Origin of the sequence: Bacillus sp. 3G2 (genome assembly GCF_044324725.1) — a bacterium.
Taxonomy (GTDB): domain Bacteria; phylum Bacillota; class Bacilli; order Bacillales; family Bacillaceae_G; genus Bacillus_A; species Bacillus_A mobilis.
This window is the reverse complement of record NZ_CP172246.1, coordinates 1,609,250-1,627,233: the sequence shown is the minus strand read 5'-3', so window position 1 is coordinate 1,627,233 and position 17,984 is coordinate 1,609,250. Positions and strand designations below refer to the sequence as shown.

Here is a 17,984-nt window from a genome sequence, read left to right as displayed (position 1 = left end):
TCCTAAATTTGCATATTAATTAGTGACTTATAATTTTCAATAAGATTATCACGTACGAGGGCAGCCGTTTTCATTTGAGACTCAGCCTTCTTCTGCTGAATTAAAACGTCATGCGTTTCTCCTACCCCTTTAGTTAGTAAATCATATACTGCTGTTTGCGCATTGTTTTGTGTTTGATTCATATCTTCCAATAAATCGATAAACTTTTTCCCTTCAACTACTGATGTTTGAGAATTTTTCGGTGCACCAATTGACTGAATTGATTCAAATGGCTGCGTATTTAGCATTGGTTGGATTTTCATATTACTATATTCCCCCTTATCCTCGGCCGATTTCTAAATCTTTATCAAGCATTTTTTTATTCGCATTTAATACACTTGTATTTGCTTCGTACATTTTTTGGGCAACCATTACATTCGTCATTTCAGCAGTCACATCAATATTTGGATAACGTACATATCCTTCTTCATTTGCATGCGGATGTGTTGGATCATACACTAAGTTTTCAGTTTTATCTGCTTCAATACTTTTTATTTTTACCCCATTAGTAGGAGACCCATCTAACATATTTGCAAAACTATTGTTTGATTCTAGCACTACACTACGACGCTCATATAAATTCGCCCCCGGAGCAGCCGTTGTATTTGCATTTACAATATTGTTAGAAGTAACTTCCATCCACTTTCTTGCTGTCGTTAGCCCTGAGCCACTTGCATTAATTGCCTGAAACATCGTTGTCTCTCCTTCTACTTTTAACGTCCGCGTGCCGCTTGGTTAATTGCATATTGTGTATTAATTGCGTTTATTGAAATACCGTATAACTGATTTGCTTTCATTAAATCTAGCATTTCTGTCGTTACATCCACACTATTTCCATCTTTATTCGTTTGCATTGATTTTGTTTGAATCTTTGCATATGTATTTTTCATATTCACTGTCGGTAAGTGCATTTCATTCGTTTGATATAAATCCGGATTACTCTTTAAGTCCGCAGCATTGTTCTTATATAATGCACTACTTTTATTCATTTGCTCAGCAAATGTTACATCTTGTGCTTTATAGCCGGGTGTATTCGCATTTGCAATATTACTAGAAACAGTATTTCGTTTCGTCACTAAATAATTCATATAATGGCCTACATCACTCACTAAATCTGGCATATTCCACACCCTTTCTTTTCTAATTTCATGATCCACTGATGGAAGTTTCATTTCATTATTTATTTTCTTATATGTGTTTATTAAAATATTAACAATCATGTACCCTTACATATTTTATTCCATTTTTTCATTGTTGTCTTTAGAAAAATACAAAAATATAAAAAAGAATACAAAAAAACTGTATACACGTAATAATCTATGCAACATTTCAATATATAATCTACAAACTAAAGTTCATTTTCACATTATTTAGATTACTACTTTTTTCATTACAGTCATAAAATGAAACCTCAATCAGCGGAAGTCTATACTTAAACAAAGGAATGGATCCCCTCTTAAAAGGGGAATCCGTTTCTAGACTCTATCATTAAAATTTACCGTAAAATGAATTAGCTTTCATACGTCCATCATTTGTCATAATCATTTCTTCTAAAATCTTTTGCTTATCTCGAATATGCTGTGCCGCCTTAATAATGAATGGGCTTACTTCTGCAGCAACTTGCGCACGCGTTTCCTCATCCAATGTCATCATCCAACGATTTAACATCTCACTCTTCTCAGCAAACTCTCCATCTGACACTTGCAATTCACCGATTTCATTAAAACAGCCGACAAACGTCCGATAAATATCATTGTTCATTTTCCAGTGCTCCGCGGTAACCGTCTATTAAATCTTGTAACACTTTCACAATCGCATCCATGTCTTTTGCTTCACGTGTTACTTTCATTGTTTGAATTTGAATGCTAATCCAATCGTATAAGCCATATAAACTATCATATAAATCTTTCGTAATTTCAGGATTTAATTGAAGCTTTAATTCTTCAAAAATACGTTCTAACTTTTCAAGAAGTGCATCTCCTTCTTGTAGTTTAAAAGTATGTAAAAGCTCTTCTAAATTACGAAACTCTACAATACATCTTTCATAAATAAAAATTGTATTTTTAATCGGATTACTCGTCATAATATCATTTTGCATATAACGTTGCCATGCTTGCATACGATCACTTCCTCAACTTTCATTAATCATCACTTTTTTGTTTTGTCATTGCTTTAATTGTTTTTAATTGGCTATCAAGAGCCGCTAATGTACTCTCTAGCTTTTGATACTTCTTCACAATTTCATCTTGCTTTTGCAAGTTTTGCGTCTCAATATCTTTAATCTTTTTATCTAAATCACTTACACGTGAATCAATGTTTTTTACTCGTTCTCCAACTACACCTTTATCACCAAATAACTTATCAAGTGGCTCTTCCATCATTTTTCCTAAACCGTTAGAACTAAAGAAAAATTGCTTCGCTGCATCCGGTTTTTCTTTTAACGCTTTCGTTAATGCTTCGTCATTAACTTCCATCGTTCCATCTTGCTTTAATTGAATACCAAATGAGAATAAGTAATTGCCATCTTGTGAAAATGTTACAACATTGTTCATAGCTTGACGCACACTTTGCATAATAGCTTGTCCTTGGAAGGCCCCACCTTTACCAGCAAAGATATCTACTGTAGAAACAGCTTTATTATAATCTGCAACCATCTTTTTAATAATATTTGATGCGTCTGTTACGTTCGAGTCACTTACTGTGAATTTTAGATCTATGCCTTTTACTTTTGGTTCTGTTGTTGTACCTGCATCTGGTGTTCCTTCTACTTTCGGCTCAGTTACTTTCAATAATTCAATTTTCACACCGGGAAGGGCTTCAATGGTATTGCTCGGACTTGTACCATCAATACCATTAATAGTATATTTTGCATCCAACGCTTCGTTAATAGTATTTAATTTCATTTCCGTGGCAAGTGGATCTGTTCCTTCCACTTTCGAATAAAACAAATCTGTAAGTACATTAGGTGGTGTCTTCTCTAATTTAATTTCATTCGTTGCCCCTTCTTTTTTCGAGGTCATGAAAATTTTATTTCCAAGTGTATAAGCTGATACACCATAATCTCCATCATTAATTTTGTTAATTAAATCTTTATATGTCATATCAGTTGTTACTTTTAGTTCTTTATCACCTAGTTTTAATGTTTCATCTTTAGGAAGCTTTGCATTTATATCTTTAATTTCATTTGAAGCTATTTGATGACGCTGTGCAAGCTGTGTAATTGTCATATTGAAAGTGCCGGCAATCGCACCACCATCAGCTTTTACATTAATATAACCGTCTTGTGATGTTGTTACCTTTTTCTCATTCCCTTTAAAAGCCGCTAAGTTTTTAAAAGTTTGTGTGAAAGAGCTAAATTCTGATTTTAAACTTGTATATAATAGTTTATCTTGTGAAAGTTGGTTCTTTTCATTAGCATAAGGCGTCTTTCGCATTTCTAACGCTTGCATTTCTAATTCTACAAAGTTAGATGTATCGATCATATTATTTCCGAGGTTCCATATTTGTTGTCTACCACCGATACCAGTTAATGTTCCTGCCATAATTTCTCACTCCTTATAGATTACATGTAGTCTAAAATACTCGTTTTACTCATCGTACTAACAGCTTTTAACGTAGCTTCATACGTTGCGTTTATATAAGCTAAATCAGAAATTGCTACCGCTAAGTCAACATCTTCAATTTCTTTACGGTTTTCTTGAAGCGCTAAGTTTTGCTCGCTTAAAATTGTTTTAAACGTCTCCATTGTGTTCATTGTCGAACCAACTTCAGTTGTGCGATTAATGATGCCATCTAAGTTCTTCTTATTTTCTCCTAATAACGGCTGTAATGCTTTTTGGTCACCGTTTTGCATCGCTTCACTTATTTGTTTTAACGTTTTTATAACAGGGGATAATAATGCTTCGCCGTTACGAAATGCTTTTAATTCATAACCGTCATTTAGTTGCCAGTTCACATCATTTTGTCCACCTTGATACGTACCATCTTCTGTAAATGGTTGTTTCTCTGTACTATCACCACCGAAAATATAACGACCTTGCTCTTTCGTATTCGCTAAATATACAACTTGTTTTAAAATTTGATCTATCTCTGCACCGATGGCCTTCAATTCTTTTTCACTATTCGTTCCATTTAACGCCTGAACTGTTAATTGATCTGCTCTCGTTAAAGATTTGAAAACACCTTGTAAAGTATTTTCAGTTTGTGTTAATACATTTTTCGAATCCGCTAAATCTTTTTGCATTTGTTCAATATTCGCCAATGAATGTTGAATCGCAAATGACTTACTTGCTGCAAGTGGATCTTCACTCATAAAAAGGTTTTTCTTCCCTGAAGTTACTTGATTTCGATGGTATTGTTGTTGCACATTCAAATCCATTAACTGATTTTTTGCCCAGCTTGCATTTTGAAATGTAGATACTCTCATTTCTATCTCCTCCTTTATCTATTTCAAATTAATTTAAAGAAGAAACCAGAATTATTTCCGGCTCTCCGCTTACCTAACTTATTCCTCTACCGCACCGTATCTCTGGTCTCACACCGATAGGTCCTCTATTAGGCACTGACCGCTTCTATCCGCTGCTGGCCCTCTCTTCAAACATAAAAGAAAAGACCTTCGTTTTTATCCCTCATTATCTAATAATCGAAAATAGACTATCAAACACTTCATTCATCGTAGAAATTGCTTTAGAGTTTGCAACGAAATATTTTTGGAAGGCCATTAAATTGACCATTTCCTCTTCCATATTAACGCCTTCAACACCCATCTTTTCTTGCTGAATCCCCTCTAATAAATCCCCATGAATTTTTTGATATGCATTCACTGCACTTTTATCAGATGCAATACCAACTACGAATTGGTCTAATGCTTGTTTATAAGAAAGACCTTCTTTATAATTTCCATCTGTAATTGCTGCTAGTTTATTTGCTGTTTCAGCTGATATTTTCATTTTCGAAACATCTTTTGCAAATTCCGGGTTTAATTTCATACCTTTCGCTTGATCTCCAACGAAGAACTCTTTCCCCATTACTGTGTTCACTTCATTCTTTACAGAACCCATTAATTCTTCAAGGTTTTTCTTATAACTAGCAATCTTCGCTTTCGTATCGATCGCTGATTGGATTGCTCCACTAGTTAAAGGAATTTCCGAACCGTAAATTTCAGCAGTCATTGGCTCTTTTTCTTTATTTAATTGAAGTGGATATGTATCTTGTCCATTTACTGTTAAAACACCATTCATTCTAACACTCGCGATATTAGGATTCATAGATTCATAAGACACTTCTATATTTGCATACTTAGACATTTCTGTAATGATACGATCACGTTCATCCAAAAGTTGATTTGGTACTTGTGTACCTGCTTGTCCAATTTTTTTATTCGCTTCCGCTAAACTAGCAGCAAGACGATTAAATTCATTGACATGCGCTCCAATATCTTCTGTCGTTTGTGCTTCTGCTGTATCTAAGCTTTTCGCCAGACGATTTACTTGACTTGTAAACTTCCCAGTTTCAGAAATTAATGTATCGTAGTAATTTGGTTGTTCTGGATTCTTTGCAACTTCACGAAAGGCATTGAAGAAGCCATCCATTAAACTAGATAATGAATTCTTTCCTGTCGTTCCAGCCATAGACTCTACACGTGATAAAGTCGAATTCATGTAGTTGTAGTAAGAGAGCTGAGATAATTGATCGTTAAACTGTTTCGTCTTCACTTCATCTGTAATACGGTCAACACCTAGCGTTTGTACACCGTAACCTATTTTTTGTTCCGGTGAATAGCCATGACTTGCTCCAGCCGATCCGTAATTCACCATTTGACGCACATAACCAGGCGTATGAATGTTTGATAAATTTTGTTTCGTCGTTTGTAATCCCATTTGTGCCGCTAACAAACCTGATAGTGGCGTATTATAATCAGATAGTCTCATAATGTTTCACTTCCCCTTTACAATAGTTCGTTCATAAAGATTTGTGAATTATTGTTTCGCTCTAAATTATATTCAGAAACGGAATCCACAATACTTTCTGTAGTTTTTAATAGTACGTTTAAGTAATATTGATTTTTCAAAAGAATCATTTTTACATTCTCTTCTAATTCCGTTACATTTTTTTGTAATTTTTCCATTTTTTCAATTTCTTCATGAGAAAAATACGAAAATAACGCACTTACGCGAAATGATTCTACGCCCTGTTCTTTACAAAACTGAACAACCATTTCTTCAAATGAACTTGATAACTTTTTTAAACCATCAATGTACTGCAATTGCTCTACTTGTAACTTTTGAACTGCATTTACATTTTTATGTTTTAAATTCTCATATATTTGTTCTCCGAGCGTTTGAATATTTTCATACGCTTTTTGAATAATAACGAGCTTTTCATATAATTGTATGTACATATAGCTTCCTTCCCTTTTACAAGACTAAATTTACAATTAAACCGTGGATTTCTCCAATCTGATTTAACATTTCTAAATGTCCCGTTTTCGTATTAATTAAATTCATAACATCTTCTAGCTCATTTAATCCCATTTCCGCCTGTTTTACAATCGTCATTTTCTGTGAATATCCGTAACGCGGATGACGAGACATGACATCTTTATATTGCAATACATTATCTACGTAAAAATTCAAAAATGATTTTACTGTATTTTTGTATTCCATTACATTATCAAGCGTTAATTCCATTTCAATTTTCTCTTTAATTTCTCCAATGTTATCGACAAATGCTTCCATTTGTTCTAGCAATTTATCTTTTTTCGGATCTGCATGCAAATTATCCGAAAATGCAAGTCCTGTCCTGACATTTGCTTCTTTCGGCATTTGAGTAGCAGGCGGTATATGCGATAAAATTGGATTATGCGAGATCGAACGCAGCATATATATCACCTATTTATTTTTTTATTTCTTCCTAAACTTAATCGTAAAATCCAGTTATTTATAATTATACTCTGAACACTAATATTTTGCAGTTATTTTTTATAAAAGATATGTTACAATTTAGCATGAGGTGGCACAAATCTATGAATATTTTTCTTTGTGGTTCAAATCAATTAACAGCATTAGATCAAGAAGAAATAAAAAAATTTTTAACTGACTATGCTCACAAACATAAAATTTACATATTATGTTATAAATCTATCGAAAATGAGATTCTTCGTTTTTTCATCGAAAACGAAAGACTCGCTCAAAATTTATGCCTTTACACGCTACAGCCGTTACAATCATTAACAGATGAATTTCAAGAGGTCGTTGATTACTTAAAAAGACACGGAGCCGAGTATGTCGCTTTTGATCATCCTTCCGACTCCATTTACCGATCGGATTATATGTTTTTTGTAAAACAAATAATTGAAGATACCGATTTAGTTCTCTGTTTTTATAATGGGGACAAGCATACATCTGTCATTCCCGTTGACGTTGCAAAAGATGCAGGAATTGATGCTGTTATTTATGATTTACCTGGTTTACATGAAAAACAGATGAAGAAAAACTTTGAACAAAAAATCCGTATGATGTAAAGGGGGAGGCACAATATCGTTATTGTGCCTATTATAAATATGATAATTGAACAAGATTATGATCATTTTATCGCGAGTTTTAAACAACAATTTAATATGGATATCGCTTCATATAAACAAGATAGAATGCGTCGTAGAATCGATGCTTTTATTTCGAGAAAAGGTTTTGAGAACTACACTAATTTTTTAAGTAATTTACGTACCGATCAAAATTTATTTTTAAGTTTTATTGATTATATTACAATTAACGTTTCAGAATTTTTTAGAAATAAAGAACGTTGGCAAACGTTAGAGACGAAAGCACTACCAAAATTACTTGAACAAAATAACGGAAAATTAAAGGTATGGAGTGCCGCATGCGCTGCCGGTGAAGAACCATATACACTCTCTTTAATTTTATCGAAGCATCTAGCTCCATTTCGTTTTGAAATACAAGCAACAGATCTTGATTTTCACATTTTAGAAACTGCAAAACGCGGTCAATATACAGAACGTTCTTTAAAAGAATTACCTACCGATTTGAAAGAACGTCATTTCACAAAAGAGAATGATATATATTCATTACATCAAAACATTAAGCAAAACGTTACGTTCAAACAACATGACCTGTTAATGCAGTCGTTCGATACAAATTACGATTTAATCATTTGTCGCAACGTAATGATATATTTTACTGAAGAAGCAAGAGTAAAACTTTATGAAAAGTTTAGTCGTGCTTTACGAAAAGGCGGCGTACTATTTGTTGGTAGTACCGAACAAATTTTAACACCTGAACGTTATAATCTTCAGAGATTTGATACATTCTTCTACGAAAAAATATAAAAGAGGTCGTCACAATGTAAAGTGACGACCTTTTTATATAACTCGAATTAAAATAATAGCAACAATCCATACAAAGAGAAAAAGAAACGTCATAGACCATTTATGTTCTTGCATCGTTTGTTTCAGGGCCTGTGATAATTGTGTCATATTCATTTCTGCGAGCGCTCTCCATACACTCACATCCCGCTCTTTAGCAGTGCGATCTGTAACGCTAATTAAAATAGTTTCGTTAGACAATTTCGTTATGTAAGCAGTAATAACCGTTACCATTAAATTTATATTTCCTTCTGAAGAATCGCTTTCCACTCTAGAAAGGAGTGCACTTACATCTAATAACGGAATATGTACCTTTCTACCAAATGATAGTTGTACTTCTGCGAAATCATACGTTCCATCTAACAAAGGAAGCTCTTTTATATGCGCCTGCTTAACAAGCCCTTGTAAACTTCTCATTACTTGTTCAAATACTTTTTCTGTTTGCTTCCCTTCTCCAGATAACGTATGCAACTTTTTAAAGAGTTGCAGTACTGTATCCATCTCTTTAGAAAGCATTTCCTTCATAACCTTTCCATCACCTAAACTCGCAAGTAAAATCCCTATTTCATTATTTTTCGAAATAATCTTAGACTGTCCAGTAAACACTAGATTACTATGCTTTCGTTCTTTCTGAATTTCATGTTCCGAAATAGCTGCAGGCTGTTTTAATGGTTGTAGCGTCTTATCTTCAATTGTTGTACGTTTAATTTCCATTTAAGCGCCTCCACTACTATGAAATAATTAGCCCCATTCTTTATTACTCTTTAAAACTAAAAATAGTACGAATAAACCTGACATGATGGCAAATACATTAGAAGCTTGTATTCCCTGTTCACTTTTAGCTTCTTTCTTATCTTCTGGCTTTTCTTTTTTTTCTTTCTTTTTCGAAATGACTTGATTGTTATTATCTTTATCTTTTTGTGCCTTCGCTTTATTTACTTCCTTATTGTCTGTGAAAGGCTCTTTTATAACATAAGTAATTTTTTCTTTCTCTTTCAATGGTTCTTTTATAAGATCGTTTACTTTCTCTTCTTTTTTCGGAATTTGAACAACTGGCGGTTTTTCTTCCAGAAGCGGGATTTCTACTTTTGAGTCTTCCTGCTTCTCAGTTTCTTTCTTATCTTCTAATTTATCTTCATTCTCTCGTTCTTCTATCTTTTTATCATCTTCTGGTTTTTGCTCCAAAACAGAAACGATATACTCACTTGCCTCAACCAGTTTATTGCCGGCCGCATCCACTATCTCTACAACTAGTTCGTATGTGCCAATTGGCAACGTATCCGTTATTTCAAATACTTTTTGCCAATCCATATCGCGCTTATTGTAATCTAATAAAAATGTAATCTCTTTATTTTCTTTCCCTTTTAATGTCACACGAACTTCTTTCACAACTGATTCTACGTCTGTCGCCTTCACTCGTACACGTATAGAATCGCCTTGTTTCCGTTCAATTACGTTTCCCTTCGTCTCATCAATCGTAACTTTATGTAACTTCGGTAACTCTTTATCTAGCGTTGGCATTTCATTATTTATATGAATGAGCGGGACTTTCACTTCATTTTCTACAAGCTCTTCTTTCTCATTTTCTTTGTAACTTTGAACGAGCTGAAGATTCCAATCACCTTGCAAATCAAAAGTCTCGACCTTGTATTTAGCAATCCATCGCTTCGTTTCCTCTTCATACTTAAACGATAGCATTCTTTCTTGTTCATACTGATCGCCGTTTTTTGGCAAGCGCAAAATACCTTTTATACTTTGAACATTTTGCTCTTTCGGCTCTACAATAACCCGCACTTCTTCGCCAACTTTTAATTCCGGCTTATTTACTGTAATAACCCCTTGATCCGTCTCTATCTTTTTTTCGACCTCTTGTTCATTTGTTACTTCTTGTCGTTCCTCTTTACCTTGATTCACTTGCTCTGACTGCTCTTGAACTTCTTTGTTTTCTTCTTGTACATTCATTTCATTTAGTTTTTGATCTGGCTCAATTTGTTCTTCCGCCTGACTTTGCAGAGGGAAGAACAGACACACATTTATGAATAACCAGCTCATTAGAAAAAACTTTACGTTTTTCATCTACTAGCTCAAACTCCTATTTCAACGACTTATAGCGATTTCGTCACTTTTACTCCGAAAAATCCATCTACATTTACAAGTTCACCATACGCCACCAATACATCATTTACATAAATACGAATTGGCTCGTCAATATCCTCATCTAACACAACTGCTTCATTCTCTTGTAAACTTAAAATATCTTGAATTGTTTTCACTGTGCTTCCAAATACAAATTTCACATTCATTTCTACATTTTGTAGGATGGATGTGTCCATATATACTGGTTCCATTTGTTTTACTTCTTTAAATTCAATAGGTTGCACAACAGGTTCTACAATTTTTTCTTCTTCAATCTCTTCTGTAACAATCTCTTCTTCCTCTTCCATCATTGGATATAGAAGTCTTCTTACCATTTCTTTCGCTTCTGAAATCGGTAAAATTTGATACATTTTCGATTGAAGCAGGTCGCCAATTTCAAGGTTGAACGTAATTTGGACGAGTTCGTCCACTTTCATTGACTCTCCCAAATATTCCATTTCTTCTTTCAACGTTACGAATTTAACATTTGGCGGTGTCATGTCCATTTTTTCTTGAAACATTTCTGACATCGCCGTCGCAGCATGCCCCATCATTTGGTTCATAATTTCTTTAATACCGCTCAGTTCTAATTCACTAAGCTCCTTCTCTGGATCAACTTCCCCTGTTCCCATCATCATTAAATCTACCATTGTTAAAGCGACATCTTTCGTAAATACGAATACATTCTCATTCTTTAGTCCTTCAACAAAATCAACATTTAAAATAACAAACGGGACTGGTACTCCGTCATAATGACGAACATTGATTGATTCTACATTGGGCGTACTAATTGTAACTGGCTGATTTAATAGTGTTGACAATACTGTTGAAGCGGAACCAATTGAAATATTTGCAATTTCACCAAGAACATCTTTCTCTTCTTGTGTTAAATGCTCTTTTTCAACTTGTTCTTCTACAATCTCAGTTTCCACTACTTCCGCTGGCTCGTCTTGCTCTTCTACGTCACCAGATAATTGCATTAATTTATTTACCATTCGTTTCGCATGTTCAACTGAAACAATTTGCACAAGTTTAGAATTTACAAGATTATCTATCTTTAAATCAAACGATACTTTAACAATCGTTTGATTCCCATCGATTTCAGAGAGTTTCTCCATTTCTTCTGATAACTTTACAACTTTAATTGTCGGCGGAGACATATCTACTGTATCTTGGAAGAATTCAGACATAGATGTAGCTGCGAACCCCATCATTTGATTCATCGCTTCTTGTACAGCACTTAGCTCTAATTCACCAAGTTCTTTTCCTTCTTCCACTTCACCTGTTCCCATCATCATTAAATCAGCAATGGATAATGCAACATCTTGCTTAAGAACAAGAAGGTTTTCCATATCTAATCCTTTTGTAAAATGAATGTTTAATACAACGTGTGGAACTTCGACGTCGCTTGAATCATATAAATCTACCAATTCTATACGAGGAGCAGTAATGCTTACTTGCCTATTTAAGATTGTTGATAATACAGTCGAAGCTGAACCAAATGATATATTTGCAATTTCGCCAAGAATATCGCATTCTTGAGGCGTTAAATGCTCATTTTCTTTTTCTAGCACAATTGTGCTCGTATCCCCTTTTATGTGTTGCTCAGGCATTTTCTCTGCCTCCTCATTTCTGTTTTTCTATCAAATGATATAAACTCTCATTTTATTTTAACAAAATTATTATATAAAACGTTAATATGTATTTATTCCCACTTTTAGATTAGTAACGATTAACCAAAAAGCTCCCCAATTGTATACAAGTGGGGAGCTTTCCTTCATTCCTATTATAAACCTTCTGGGTTTAAAATGAGGACCACTCGTCCATCACCGAGAATTGTCGCACCAGAGAAATAGTTCGAACTCTCTGCAAAGAAGTCACCTAATGACTTTAGGACTATTTCTCTTTGACCGATAATTGTGTTTACAATAAGTCCATAGCTGCGATGTGTATTACGAACAATTAACACAGGAACCATTTGACCATCATATGACGCAAACGCCTCATCTACTGTTTTCTCACCAAATACAGTACTTAAATGCTTCACTTCAATAATTTGATTACGGTAATTTAACACATCTTTTCCTTGTAAAGATTGGATGTCTTCTCTCTTAATCCGAATTGCTTCAACAATATTACCAAGAGGGAAAGCATAACGTTTATCATTCGTTTGAACAAGCATAGATTGAATAATGGACAACGTTAATGGCAGTTCAATTCTAAATATACTACCTTTTCCTTCTTCAGAATCAATAATTAAATGTCCACCTAAACTATGGATCGTATGTTTCACTACATCTAATCCAACGCCACGACCAGAAAGGTCGGATACAACTTCAGCTGTACTAAATCCTGGTTGGAAGATCAAATCAAATACTTCACGATCCGTTAATTTATTTGCCTCAGATTCTGTTACAACACCATTTTTAATCGCTTTTTCTAATACTTTCCCTTTATGAATACCATTTCCATCATCCGTAATTTGAATAACGACATGATTTCCACTATGAAACGCTTCTAATTTAATCGTACCTGTCTCATTTTTACCTGCATCACGACGTTGTTCAACAGTCTCAACACCGTGATCAATTGCATTACGAATTAAATGAACGAGTGGATCACCGATTTCATCAATAACAATTTTATCAACTTCTGTGTCTTCACCTGTAATTTGTAAATCGATTTTCTTCCCTAAATCTTTCGCTAACATACGTACCATACGTGGGAAACGATTGAATACCGTTTCAATTGGTACCATACGCATGTTTAGTAGTACATTTTGAATATCTTTTGAAATGTCTCCTAATCGATTTAAATGCTCAATTAATTCCTTGTTTTGAATTGCTTGTGCCAATTCATCTATACGACCACGCTCAATTACACTTTCTTCAAACATATTCATTAATCTTTCAATTTTTTCTAATTGAACACGTATGGAACGATTTTCTACTTTACCATTTTTTGTTTTCGCAGCACTTTTAGCAGGTGTAGCATTAGCAGATTGCTTCGATACTTCTTTAGTTGATTCCACATGCGTAGCCGCTTGTAAATCTTCCTGCATAGCTTCTTGTGTACCCAATTCTTTCGAGACTACTTCTTTTAATGTATGTCCTTGCTTCACTTCTACTTTCTCAATTTCAGAAACATGAAGCACTACTTGTTTTAATTCTTCTTCACTTTGATCAGTATCCATAAATACTGTGAACTCAAACCCGAAAGCATCTGCTTCAATTTCCTCAATACTTGGAACTGTTTTTTGTACATTACCTACATTTTGCAGTGCTTCAATACACATAATTGCACGTACTGCTTTTAAAATAGCTTGTTGCTCAACAGTTATATGCACTTCATGTGAAACTGCATCATTATTTATAGGTTCTTGCTCAATATATTCCGCAGGAGTTTCTACATTGCCATTCAATAATGCTTCTAATTTCTGCTTAGTTGTAATGACATCAATATTGCCCATTCCGCCTTGTTGCACATCTGCAACCATCTTCTCCAAATTATCAATGCACTCAAAAATCACATCAATAATCTCTGCATTTACAACTATATTCCCATGACGAATTTCATCTAAAACGTTTTCCATTTTATGCGTTAAATCCGCCATTTCCGTAAATTCCATACTCGCTGACATACCTTTAAATGTATGGGCTGAGCGGAATATTTCTCCCACAACATCCATATCAGTGGGATTTTGTTCTAAAGTTAGCACATTTTCATTTAGCGATTGTAAATGTTCTTCTGATTCCTCAAAAAATATATTTAATAGATCTGTTTGCATTTTCATCCCCTACCTGTCTAACAAACATTTCATTTATGTATAACAATTTAGTGTTTTAAAGCAAGAAAAAAGGGGGCCACACGCATATCCGTTATCAATGTTTAGATTCCTTGTGGCACCCCTTCTATATTAGCTGTTTGCTACTTTTGTCAAAGCTTCAATTACGCGATCCGCTTGGAATGGCTTTACAATAAAGTCTTTTGCTCCACCCTTAATTGCATCTAATACCATACCTTGTTGTCCCATTGCAGAACAAATAACAACTTTTGCATTTGAATCAATTTTAATAATTTCTTTTAACGCTTCAAGTCCGTCCATTTCTGGCATAGTAATATCTAATGTTACAATATCCGGTTGAAGTTCTTTAAACTTCTGAATTGCTTCTACTCCATTCTCTGCTTCACCAATAATTTCAAATTCAGAATTACTTTTTAATAAGTTTTTAATCATCGTTCGCATAAACATCGCATCGTCTACAACTAAAATTTTATGTGCCATTCTTTTTAATTCTCTCCTTCTATGTATAAATATATCTTAATATTTCACCTTATCATTCTCACTCATTATACAAAATAAAATGATAAAATTTAATATTTTTTTAAAAGAATTTTCGTATTTTTATTATTTATTATCAAAATAACAATATACTATTCTTTTATATAAATGACAACGCGACGGTTTTTTTCCCAATTTTGTGGTGAATCATTAGGTACTACTGGCTTGGTATCTGCATATCCTACCGCAGCTAGCCTTTTATCATCCACATTATACACTTCAATTAAGTGATGAATCATATTTGCTGCTCGTGCGGAAGATAATTCCCAGTTTGAAGGGAATTTGTCGTTATGAATCGGTCTACTGTCTGTATGTCCTTCTACAACAATGGGGTTTGGTACGGATTGGAAAAATCCAACTAATTGGCTTATTATCTCTTTCGCCTCCGGTTTAACGTTCGCGTCACCCGTATCGAATATTAAATTATCTACTATAACGACGCTTACCCCTGTATCCTCACGATATACATTCACTTGACTAATACCGTTATTATCTACATATGCTTTTAATTTCTTATATAATTCATCCATTCTTTTTTTCGAGACCATTTTTTCATCATTTTTTTCATGCGAAATATCTGGTATTGTATTTTCCATTACTTTCGCATCTACTTGCTCCACGTCACTAAACTTTTCAAGCATCTTTGACAATTTTACTGCATCCTGCTTTGATGTAGCAACTAGTAATACAAAGAAAGTTAATAATAACATCGTTAAATCTGTAAAAGTCGTCATCCAACGAGGCGATCCCTTTTGCGGTCGTTTCATCATAACCATACCACTCCTTGAAATATTAGGCTGCTCGTTTTACTTTTTTTATCTTTGTTTCGTATACATATGTATCGAGTTTCAACTTTAATTTAGAAGGAATTTGTCCACGATACAATTCTGAAATTGCTTCAATAACAAACTTCTTCTCTGTATATAAATCTTCAATACCACGATACACTTTTTCAGCAAGAGGGATTGCAATCATATTTGCAAGTACTGACCCATACAATGTCGTTAACATCGCAACTGCCATCCCTGTACCAATTTGCGATGTGTCTTGCAAGTTTTGAAGCATAATGATAAGACCGATTAAAGTTCCTATCATGCCCCAAGCTGGAGCAAAGTCGCCAATTTTATCTAGTAATGCTGCCCCTTTTCTTAACTCATACACTTCCGTTTCAACATCTTTCATTAACACTTCTTTTAATTCATCTTCATCGTAACCACTTAACATTAATCGAATTCCTTTTTGAATAAAAGGGTTGTCTACTTGCTCTCCATCAACTTCTAAAGAAAGCAATCCGTGTTTTTTAGACTTTTTCGAAAAATCAACAAACAAATCCGTTAACTGTTCTAAATTTTCTTCTCTTCTATGTAAAACAGTAAAAATACTTTTCGTATATTTTTTTATTTCTCCAAATCGATATGCCACAACAATTGTCGCTGTAGTTCCCCCTATGACAATTAAAATAGATGAAACATCTAAAAAGTTTTTAAAAGCTTTTATTCCGCCGCCGCCAATCATAATTGCCGCTATTACTATGGCAAAACCTACTATAATGCCAACTGGGCTAGAAATGTCAAACTTCCTTTTTTTTCTTTCTGGTCTAGCAAATCCTTGATTTTCTTCTCCCATATTCCTGCCCTTTCCTTTTCATTTTTATAAAACATTTTTTTATTTTAATAATGCGTTTTCACATATAATGTTTATTATACGCTTATCATCTATTTATCGCAATATACTCATAAAATTGACACATTTCATTTCCATATTAGAATTATAGTATGGAAATATGAGGAGGATCACGATGGAACATAACATTTTACAAGTCATTGCACTAGCAGAAAAACTAAAATATGAAATGCGACATAGCTGGCTTTCTAACGGACGTCAAGAAAGCGTTGCTGAACATACGTGGCGCATGTCTCTAATGGCCATTTTAGTTGAGCCTTATTTAGATCAAAAAGTAAATATTGAAAAATTACTTAAAATGGTTATTATTCACGACCTAGTCGAAGCTGAAGCTGGTGATATTCCTGCTTTTGATACAATGAATAGTCATGAATTACAATTACAAAAACAAAAAAATGAGCAAGAAGCCATTTTAAATATTAAACGAACATTAGAAGGTTCTCTCGGTGAGGAATTATATGATTTATGGATGGAGTTTGAAGCGAAAGAAACGTACGAAGCAAAAGTAGCTAATGCACTTGATAAGCTTGAGGTGAAAATTCAACATAACGAAGCTGATATTGATACGTGGCTACCAATTGAGCATAAAATGACATTCCAAGTGGCAAAGCATACAAACTTTGATTCTTTCCTATCTAAATTACAAAAAATGATTGAACAAGATGGAGAAAAGAAATTACTCGCTGCCGGCATTGACGTGGAAGCTTGCAAACGATAATGAAAAGACACTCAATTTGAGTGTCTTATTTCATTATCGTTGATACAGCCTGCTTATAAATCAGTTGTTGTTTTCCATCAACTAACATTAAAATAGTAAATTTATCTATCGCAACAACTTCTCCTACTATTCTAACGCCACTCTTTAAAAATATTGTAACAATACTTTTTTCTTCTTTTATTTGCTTATATAACTCTTCTTGTAAATGTTCCAAATACTGTTCTCTCCTTTTTGTGAAATATCTTAATATAAAAAACTATAAATTATTTATTTATGTACTTTATCTTTTACAATCATAAACTTATTAATAAGTATATCTAAATCTCGGCTAAATAACAAAACTTTATCATGTTCCAATCCATGCCTGGCAACAAGTTGAATTAGCTCTTTCTTTTTGTTTTCTATTTTATTGTGTAATTGTCCCATCTCCATCTCTTTACTAAAACTCCCTTTTCCCATAATATTACTTGTAAAATTATAGTACAAATCCTCTCATAAAAAAATATAAAAATGGTTTTTTTTACAATTTTTATATTTTTTATGAACAAATCGCAAATTATATAACAATTCATTCACATATCACTAGCCCAACATACAATCAAAATAACCATACAGGCGTTTGTCTAATTACAAAAGAGACTGGCTCCTTTTCCATACAAAAAACATATTGTATATAGTAGTCCATG

22 protein-coding genes are annotated in these 17,984 nt (G+C 33.7%); 3 read left to right on the top strand and 19 right to left on the bottom strand.

The window, feature by feature from the left end; genetic code table 11:
* Window positions 1–2: 2 nt before the first annotated feature.
* From fliE to ACHZK0_RS08325, 10 genes are all read right to left on the bottom strand, one after another.
* A complete protein-coding gene (gene fliE / locus ACHZK0_RS08370; RefSeq protein ID WP_395761415.1) occupies window positions 3–302 on the bottom strand; it encodes a flagellar hook-basal body complex protein FliE in 300 nt (99 codons plus the stop codon).
* A gap of 16 nt (window positions 303–318) precedes the next feature.
* Window positions 319–732, bottom strand: a complete 414-nt coding sequence (flgC, locus tag ACHZK0_RS08365) for a flagellar basal body rod protein FlgC (RefSeq protein ID WP_042511534.1) — start codon at window positions 730–732, stop codon at window positions 319–321.
* Window positions 733–752: 20 nt separating this feature from the next.
* On the bottom strand, window positions 753–1,211 hold the full coding sequence (gene flgB / locus ACHZK0_RS08360) for a flagellar basal body rod protein FlgB (protein WP_270340681.1): 459 nt from the start codon (window positions 1,209–1,211) through the stop codon (window positions 753–755).
* A 316-nt stretch (window positions 1,212–1,527) separates the two neighbouring features.
* Window positions 1,528–1,800 carry a hypothetical protein gene (locus ACHZK0_RS08355; protein WP_001058080.1) on the bottom strand — a complete coding sequence of 91 codons (273 nt, stop codon included), beginning with the start codon at window positions 1,798–1,800 and terminating at the stop codon, window positions 1,528–1,530.
* On the bottom strand, window positions 1,790–2,158 hold the full coding sequence (fliS, locus tag ACHZK0_RS08350) for a flagellar export chaperone FliS (protein WP_001149518.1): 369 nt from the start codon (window positions 2,156–2,158) through the stop codon (window positions 1,790–1,792). Before fliS ends, ACHZK0_RS08355 begins: the two co-directional genes overlap by 11 nt.
* A gap of 22 nt (window positions 2,159–2,180) precedes the next feature.
* Complete coding sequence (locus ACHZK0_RS08345) at window positions 2,181–3,581, bottom strand: flagellar hook-associated protein 2 (RefSeq protein ID WP_395761414.1); 1,401 nt, start codon at window positions 3,579–3,581, stop codon at window positions 2,181–2,183.
* A 20-nt stretch (window positions 3,582–3,601) separates the two neighbouring features.
* Entirely contained in the window at window positions 3,602–4,465 is an 864-nt protein-coding gene (locus ACHZK0_RS08340; RefSeq protein ID WP_270340663.1) for a flagellar hook-associated protein 3, read from the bottom strand.
* A gap of 205 nt (window positions 4,466–4,670) precedes the next feature.
* Window positions 4,671–5,969: a flagellar hook-associated protein FlgK gene (gene flgK, locus ACHZK0_RS08335; protein WP_395761413.1), complete on the bottom strand. Its 1,299-nt coding sequence runs from the start codon at window positions 5,967–5,969 to the stop codon at window positions 4,671–4,673.
* A gap of 17 nt (window positions 5,970–5,986) precedes the next feature.
* Window positions 5,987–6,439, bottom strand: coding sequence for a hypothetical protein (locus ACHZK0_RS08330; protein WP_395761412.1), 453 nt, complete (start codon window positions 6,437–6,439; stop codon window positions 5,987–5,989).
* Window positions 6,440–6,455: 16 nt separating this feature from the next.
* Window positions 6,456–6,920 carry a YaaR family protein gene (locus tag ACHZK0_RS08325; RefSeq protein WP_000946323.1) on the bottom strand — a complete coding sequence of 155 codons (465 nt, stop codon included), beginning with the start codon at window positions 6,918–6,920 and terminating at the stop codon, window positions 6,456–6,458.
* 143 nt (window positions 6,921–7,063) lie between these two features.
* On the opposite strand from ACHZK0_RS08325, the gene ACHZK0_RS08320 reads away from it, so the two are divergent.
* Window positions 7,064–7,561: a hypothetical protein gene (locus ACHZK0_RS08320; RefSeq protein ID WP_061680540.1), complete on the top strand. Its 498-nt coding sequence runs from the start codon at window positions 7,064–7,066 to the stop codon at window positions 7,559–7,561.
* A 39-nt stretch (window positions 7,562–7,600) separates the two neighbouring features.
* Window positions 7,601–8,383, top strand: a complete 783-nt coding sequence (gene cheR / locus ACHZK0_RS08315) for a protein-glutamate O-methyltransferase CheR (protein ID WP_061680539.1) — start codon at window positions 7,601–7,603, stop codon at window positions 8,381–8,383.
* 33 nt (window positions 8,384–8,416) lie between these two features.
* On the opposite strand, the gene ACHZK0_RS08310 is transcribed toward cheR, so the two are convergent.
* From ACHZK0_RS08310 to ACHZK0_RS08280, 7 genes are all read right to left on the bottom strand, one after another.
* Window positions 8,417–9,133, bottom strand: coding sequence for a hypothetical protein (locus ACHZK0_RS08310; protein WP_270340666.1), 717 nt, complete (start codon window positions 9,131–9,133; stop codon window positions 8,417–8,419).
* 27 nt (window positions 9,134–9,160) lie between these two features.
* Complete coding sequence (locus ACHZK0_RS08305) at window positions 9,161–10,495, bottom strand: transglycosylase (protein ID WP_262742067.1); 1,335 nt, start codon at window positions 10,493–10,495, stop codon at window positions 9,161–9,163.
* A gap of 29 nt (window positions 10,496–10,524) precedes the next feature.
* Entirely contained in the window at window positions 10,525–12,168 is a 1,644-nt protein-coding gene (locus tag ACHZK0_RS08300; protein WP_395761411.1) for a flagellar motor switch protein, read from the bottom strand.
* A 173-nt stretch (window positions 12,169–12,341) separates the two neighbouring features.
* Entirely contained in the window at window positions 12,342–14,342 is a 2,001-nt protein-coding gene (locus ACHZK0_RS08295) for a chemotaxis protein CheA (RefSeq protein WP_262742063.1), read from the bottom strand.
* Window positions 14,343–14,471: 129 nt separating this feature from the next.
* Window positions 14,472–14,840: a response regulator gene (locus ACHZK0_RS08290; protein ID WP_262742061.1), complete on the bottom strand. Its 369-nt coding sequence runs from the start codon at window positions 14,838–14,840 to the stop codon at window positions 14,472–14,474.
* A gap of 149 nt (window positions 14,841–14,989) precedes the next feature.
* A complete protein-coding gene (locus ACHZK0_RS08285; protein ID WP_000977943.1) occupies window positions 14,990–15,667 on the bottom strand; it encodes an OmpA family protein in 678 nt (225 codons plus the stop codon).
* Window positions 15,668–15,689: 22 nt separating this feature from the next.
* Window positions 15,690–16,523: a flagellar motor protein MotP gene (locus ACHZK0_RS08280; RefSeq protein WP_262742058.1), complete on the bottom strand. Its 834-nt coding sequence runs from the start codon at window positions 16,521–16,523 to the stop codon at window positions 15,690–15,692.
* 172 nt (window positions 16,524–16,695) lie between these two features.
* Between ACHZK0_RS08280 and ACHZK0_RS08275 the strand changes: the two genes are divergently transcribed.
* Window positions 16,696–17,298 (top strand): HD domain-containing protein, encoded by a 603-nt coding sequence (locus tag ACHZK0_RS08275; protein WP_262742056.1) that lies wholly within the window; start codon window positions 16,696–16,698, stop codon window positions 17,296–17,298.
* Between the two features lie 25 nt (window positions 17,299–17,323).
* Here ACHZK0_RS08275 and hfq read toward each other — a convergent pair whose 3' ends face one another.
* Both hfq and ACHZK0_RS08265 read right to left on the bottom strand, forming a co-directional pair.
* Window positions 17,324–17,512 (bottom strand): RNA chaperone Hfq, encoded by a 189-nt coding sequence (gene hfq / locus ACHZK0_RS08270; protein WP_262742054.1) that lies wholly within the window; start codon window positions 17,510–17,512, stop codon window positions 17,324–17,326.
* Window positions 17,513–17,565: 53 nt separating this feature from the next.
* The gene (locus tag ACHZK0_RS08265; protein WP_132131563.1) at window positions 17,566–17,784 is read right to left on the bottom strand and encodes an aspartyl-phosphate phosphatase Spo0E family protein; all 219 of its coding nucleotides are present in this window, start codon (window positions 17,782–17,784) and stop codon (window positions 17,566–17,568) included.
* Window positions 17,785–17,984 lie beyond the last annotated feature (200 nt).

What these genes read in the sequence shown, in the direction of transcription:
- ACHZK0_RS08310 (WP_270340666.1), bottom strand. Translation starts at nt 9,133, where the DNA reads ATGGAAATTAAACGTACAACAATTGAAGATAAGACGCTACAACCATTA.
- flgB (WP_270340681.1), bottom strand. Translation starts at nt 1,211, where the DNA reads ATGAAACTTCCATCAGTGGATCATGAAATTAGAAAAGAAAGGGTGTGG.
- flgC (WP_042511534.1), bottom strand. Translation starts at nt 732, where the DNA reads ATGTTTCAGGCAATTAATGCAAGTGGCTCAGGGCTAACGACAGCAAGA.
- ACHZK0_RS08320 (WP_061680540.1), top strand. Translation starts at nt 7,064, where the DNA reads ATGAATATTTTTCTTTGTGGTTCAAATCAATTAACAGCATTAGATCAA.
- ACHZK0_RS08285 (WP_000977943.1), bottom strand. Translation starts at nt 15,667, where the DNA reads ATGATGAAACGACCGCAAAAGGGATCGCCTCGTTGGATGACGACTTTT.
- cheR (WP_061680539.1), top strand. Translation starts at nt 7,601, where the DNA reads ATGATAATTGAACAAGATTATGATCATTTTATCGCGAGTTTTAAACAA.
- ACHZK0_RS08300 (WP_395761411.1), bottom strand. Translation starts at nt 12,168, where the DNA reads ATGCCTGAGCAACACATAAAAGGGGATACGAGCACAATTGTGCTAGAA.
- ACHZK0_RS08345 (WP_395761414.1), bottom strand. Translation starts at nt 3,581, where the DNA reads ATGGCAGGAACATTAACTGGTATCGGTGGTAGACAACAAATATGGAAC.
- ACHZK0_RS08280 (WP_262742058.1), bottom strand. Translation starts at nt 16,523, where the DNA reads ATGGGAGAAGAAAATCAAGGATTTGCTAGACCAGAAAGAAAAAAAAGG.
- ACHZK0_RS08295 (WP_262742063.1), bottom strand. Translation starts at nt 14,342, where the DNA reads ATGCAAACAGATCTATTAAATATATTTTTTGAGGAATCAGAAGAACAT.
- ACHZK0_RS08340 (WP_270340663.1), bottom strand. Translation starts at nt 4,465, where the DNA reads ATGAGAGTATCTACATTTCAAAATGCAAGCTGGGCAAAAAATCAGTTA.
- ACHZK0_RS08325 (WP_000946323.1), bottom strand. Translation starts at nt 6,920, where the DNA reads ATGCTGCGTTCGATCTCGCATAATCCAATTTTATCGCATATACCGCCT.
- flgK (WP_395761413.1), bottom strand. Translation starts at nt 5,969, where the DNA reads ATGAGACTATCTGATTATAATACGCCACTATCAGGTTTGTTAGCGGCA.
- ACHZK0_RS08355 (WP_001058080.1), bottom strand. Translation starts at nt 1,800, where the DNA reads ATGAACAATGATATTTATCGGACGTTTGTCGGCTGTTTTAATGAAATC.
- ACHZK0_RS08275 (WP_262742056.1), top strand. Translation starts at nt 16,696, where the DNA reads ATGGAACATAACATTTTACAAGTCATTGCACTAGCAGAAAAACTAAAA.
- fliE (WP_395761415.1), bottom strand. Translation starts at nt 302, where the DNA reads ATGAAAATCCAACCAATGCTAAATACGCAGCCATTTGAATCAATTCAG.
- fliS (WP_001149518.1), bottom strand. Translation starts at nt 2,158, where the DNA reads ATGCAAGCATGGCAACGTTATATGCAAAATGATATTATGACGAGTAAT.
- ACHZK0_RS08290 (WP_262742061.1), bottom strand. Translation starts at nt 14,840, where the DNA reads ATGGCACATAAAATTTTAGTTGTAGACGATGCGATGTTTATGCGAACG.
- ACHZK0_RS08305 (WP_262742067.1), bottom strand. Translation starts at nt 10,495, where the DNA reads ATGAAAAACGTAAAGTTTTTTCTAATGAGCTGGTTATTCATAAATGTG.
- ACHZK0_RS08330 (WP_395761412.1), bottom strand. Translation starts at nt 6,439, where the DNA reads ATGTACATACAATTATATGAAAAGCTCGTTATTATTCAAAAAGCGTAT.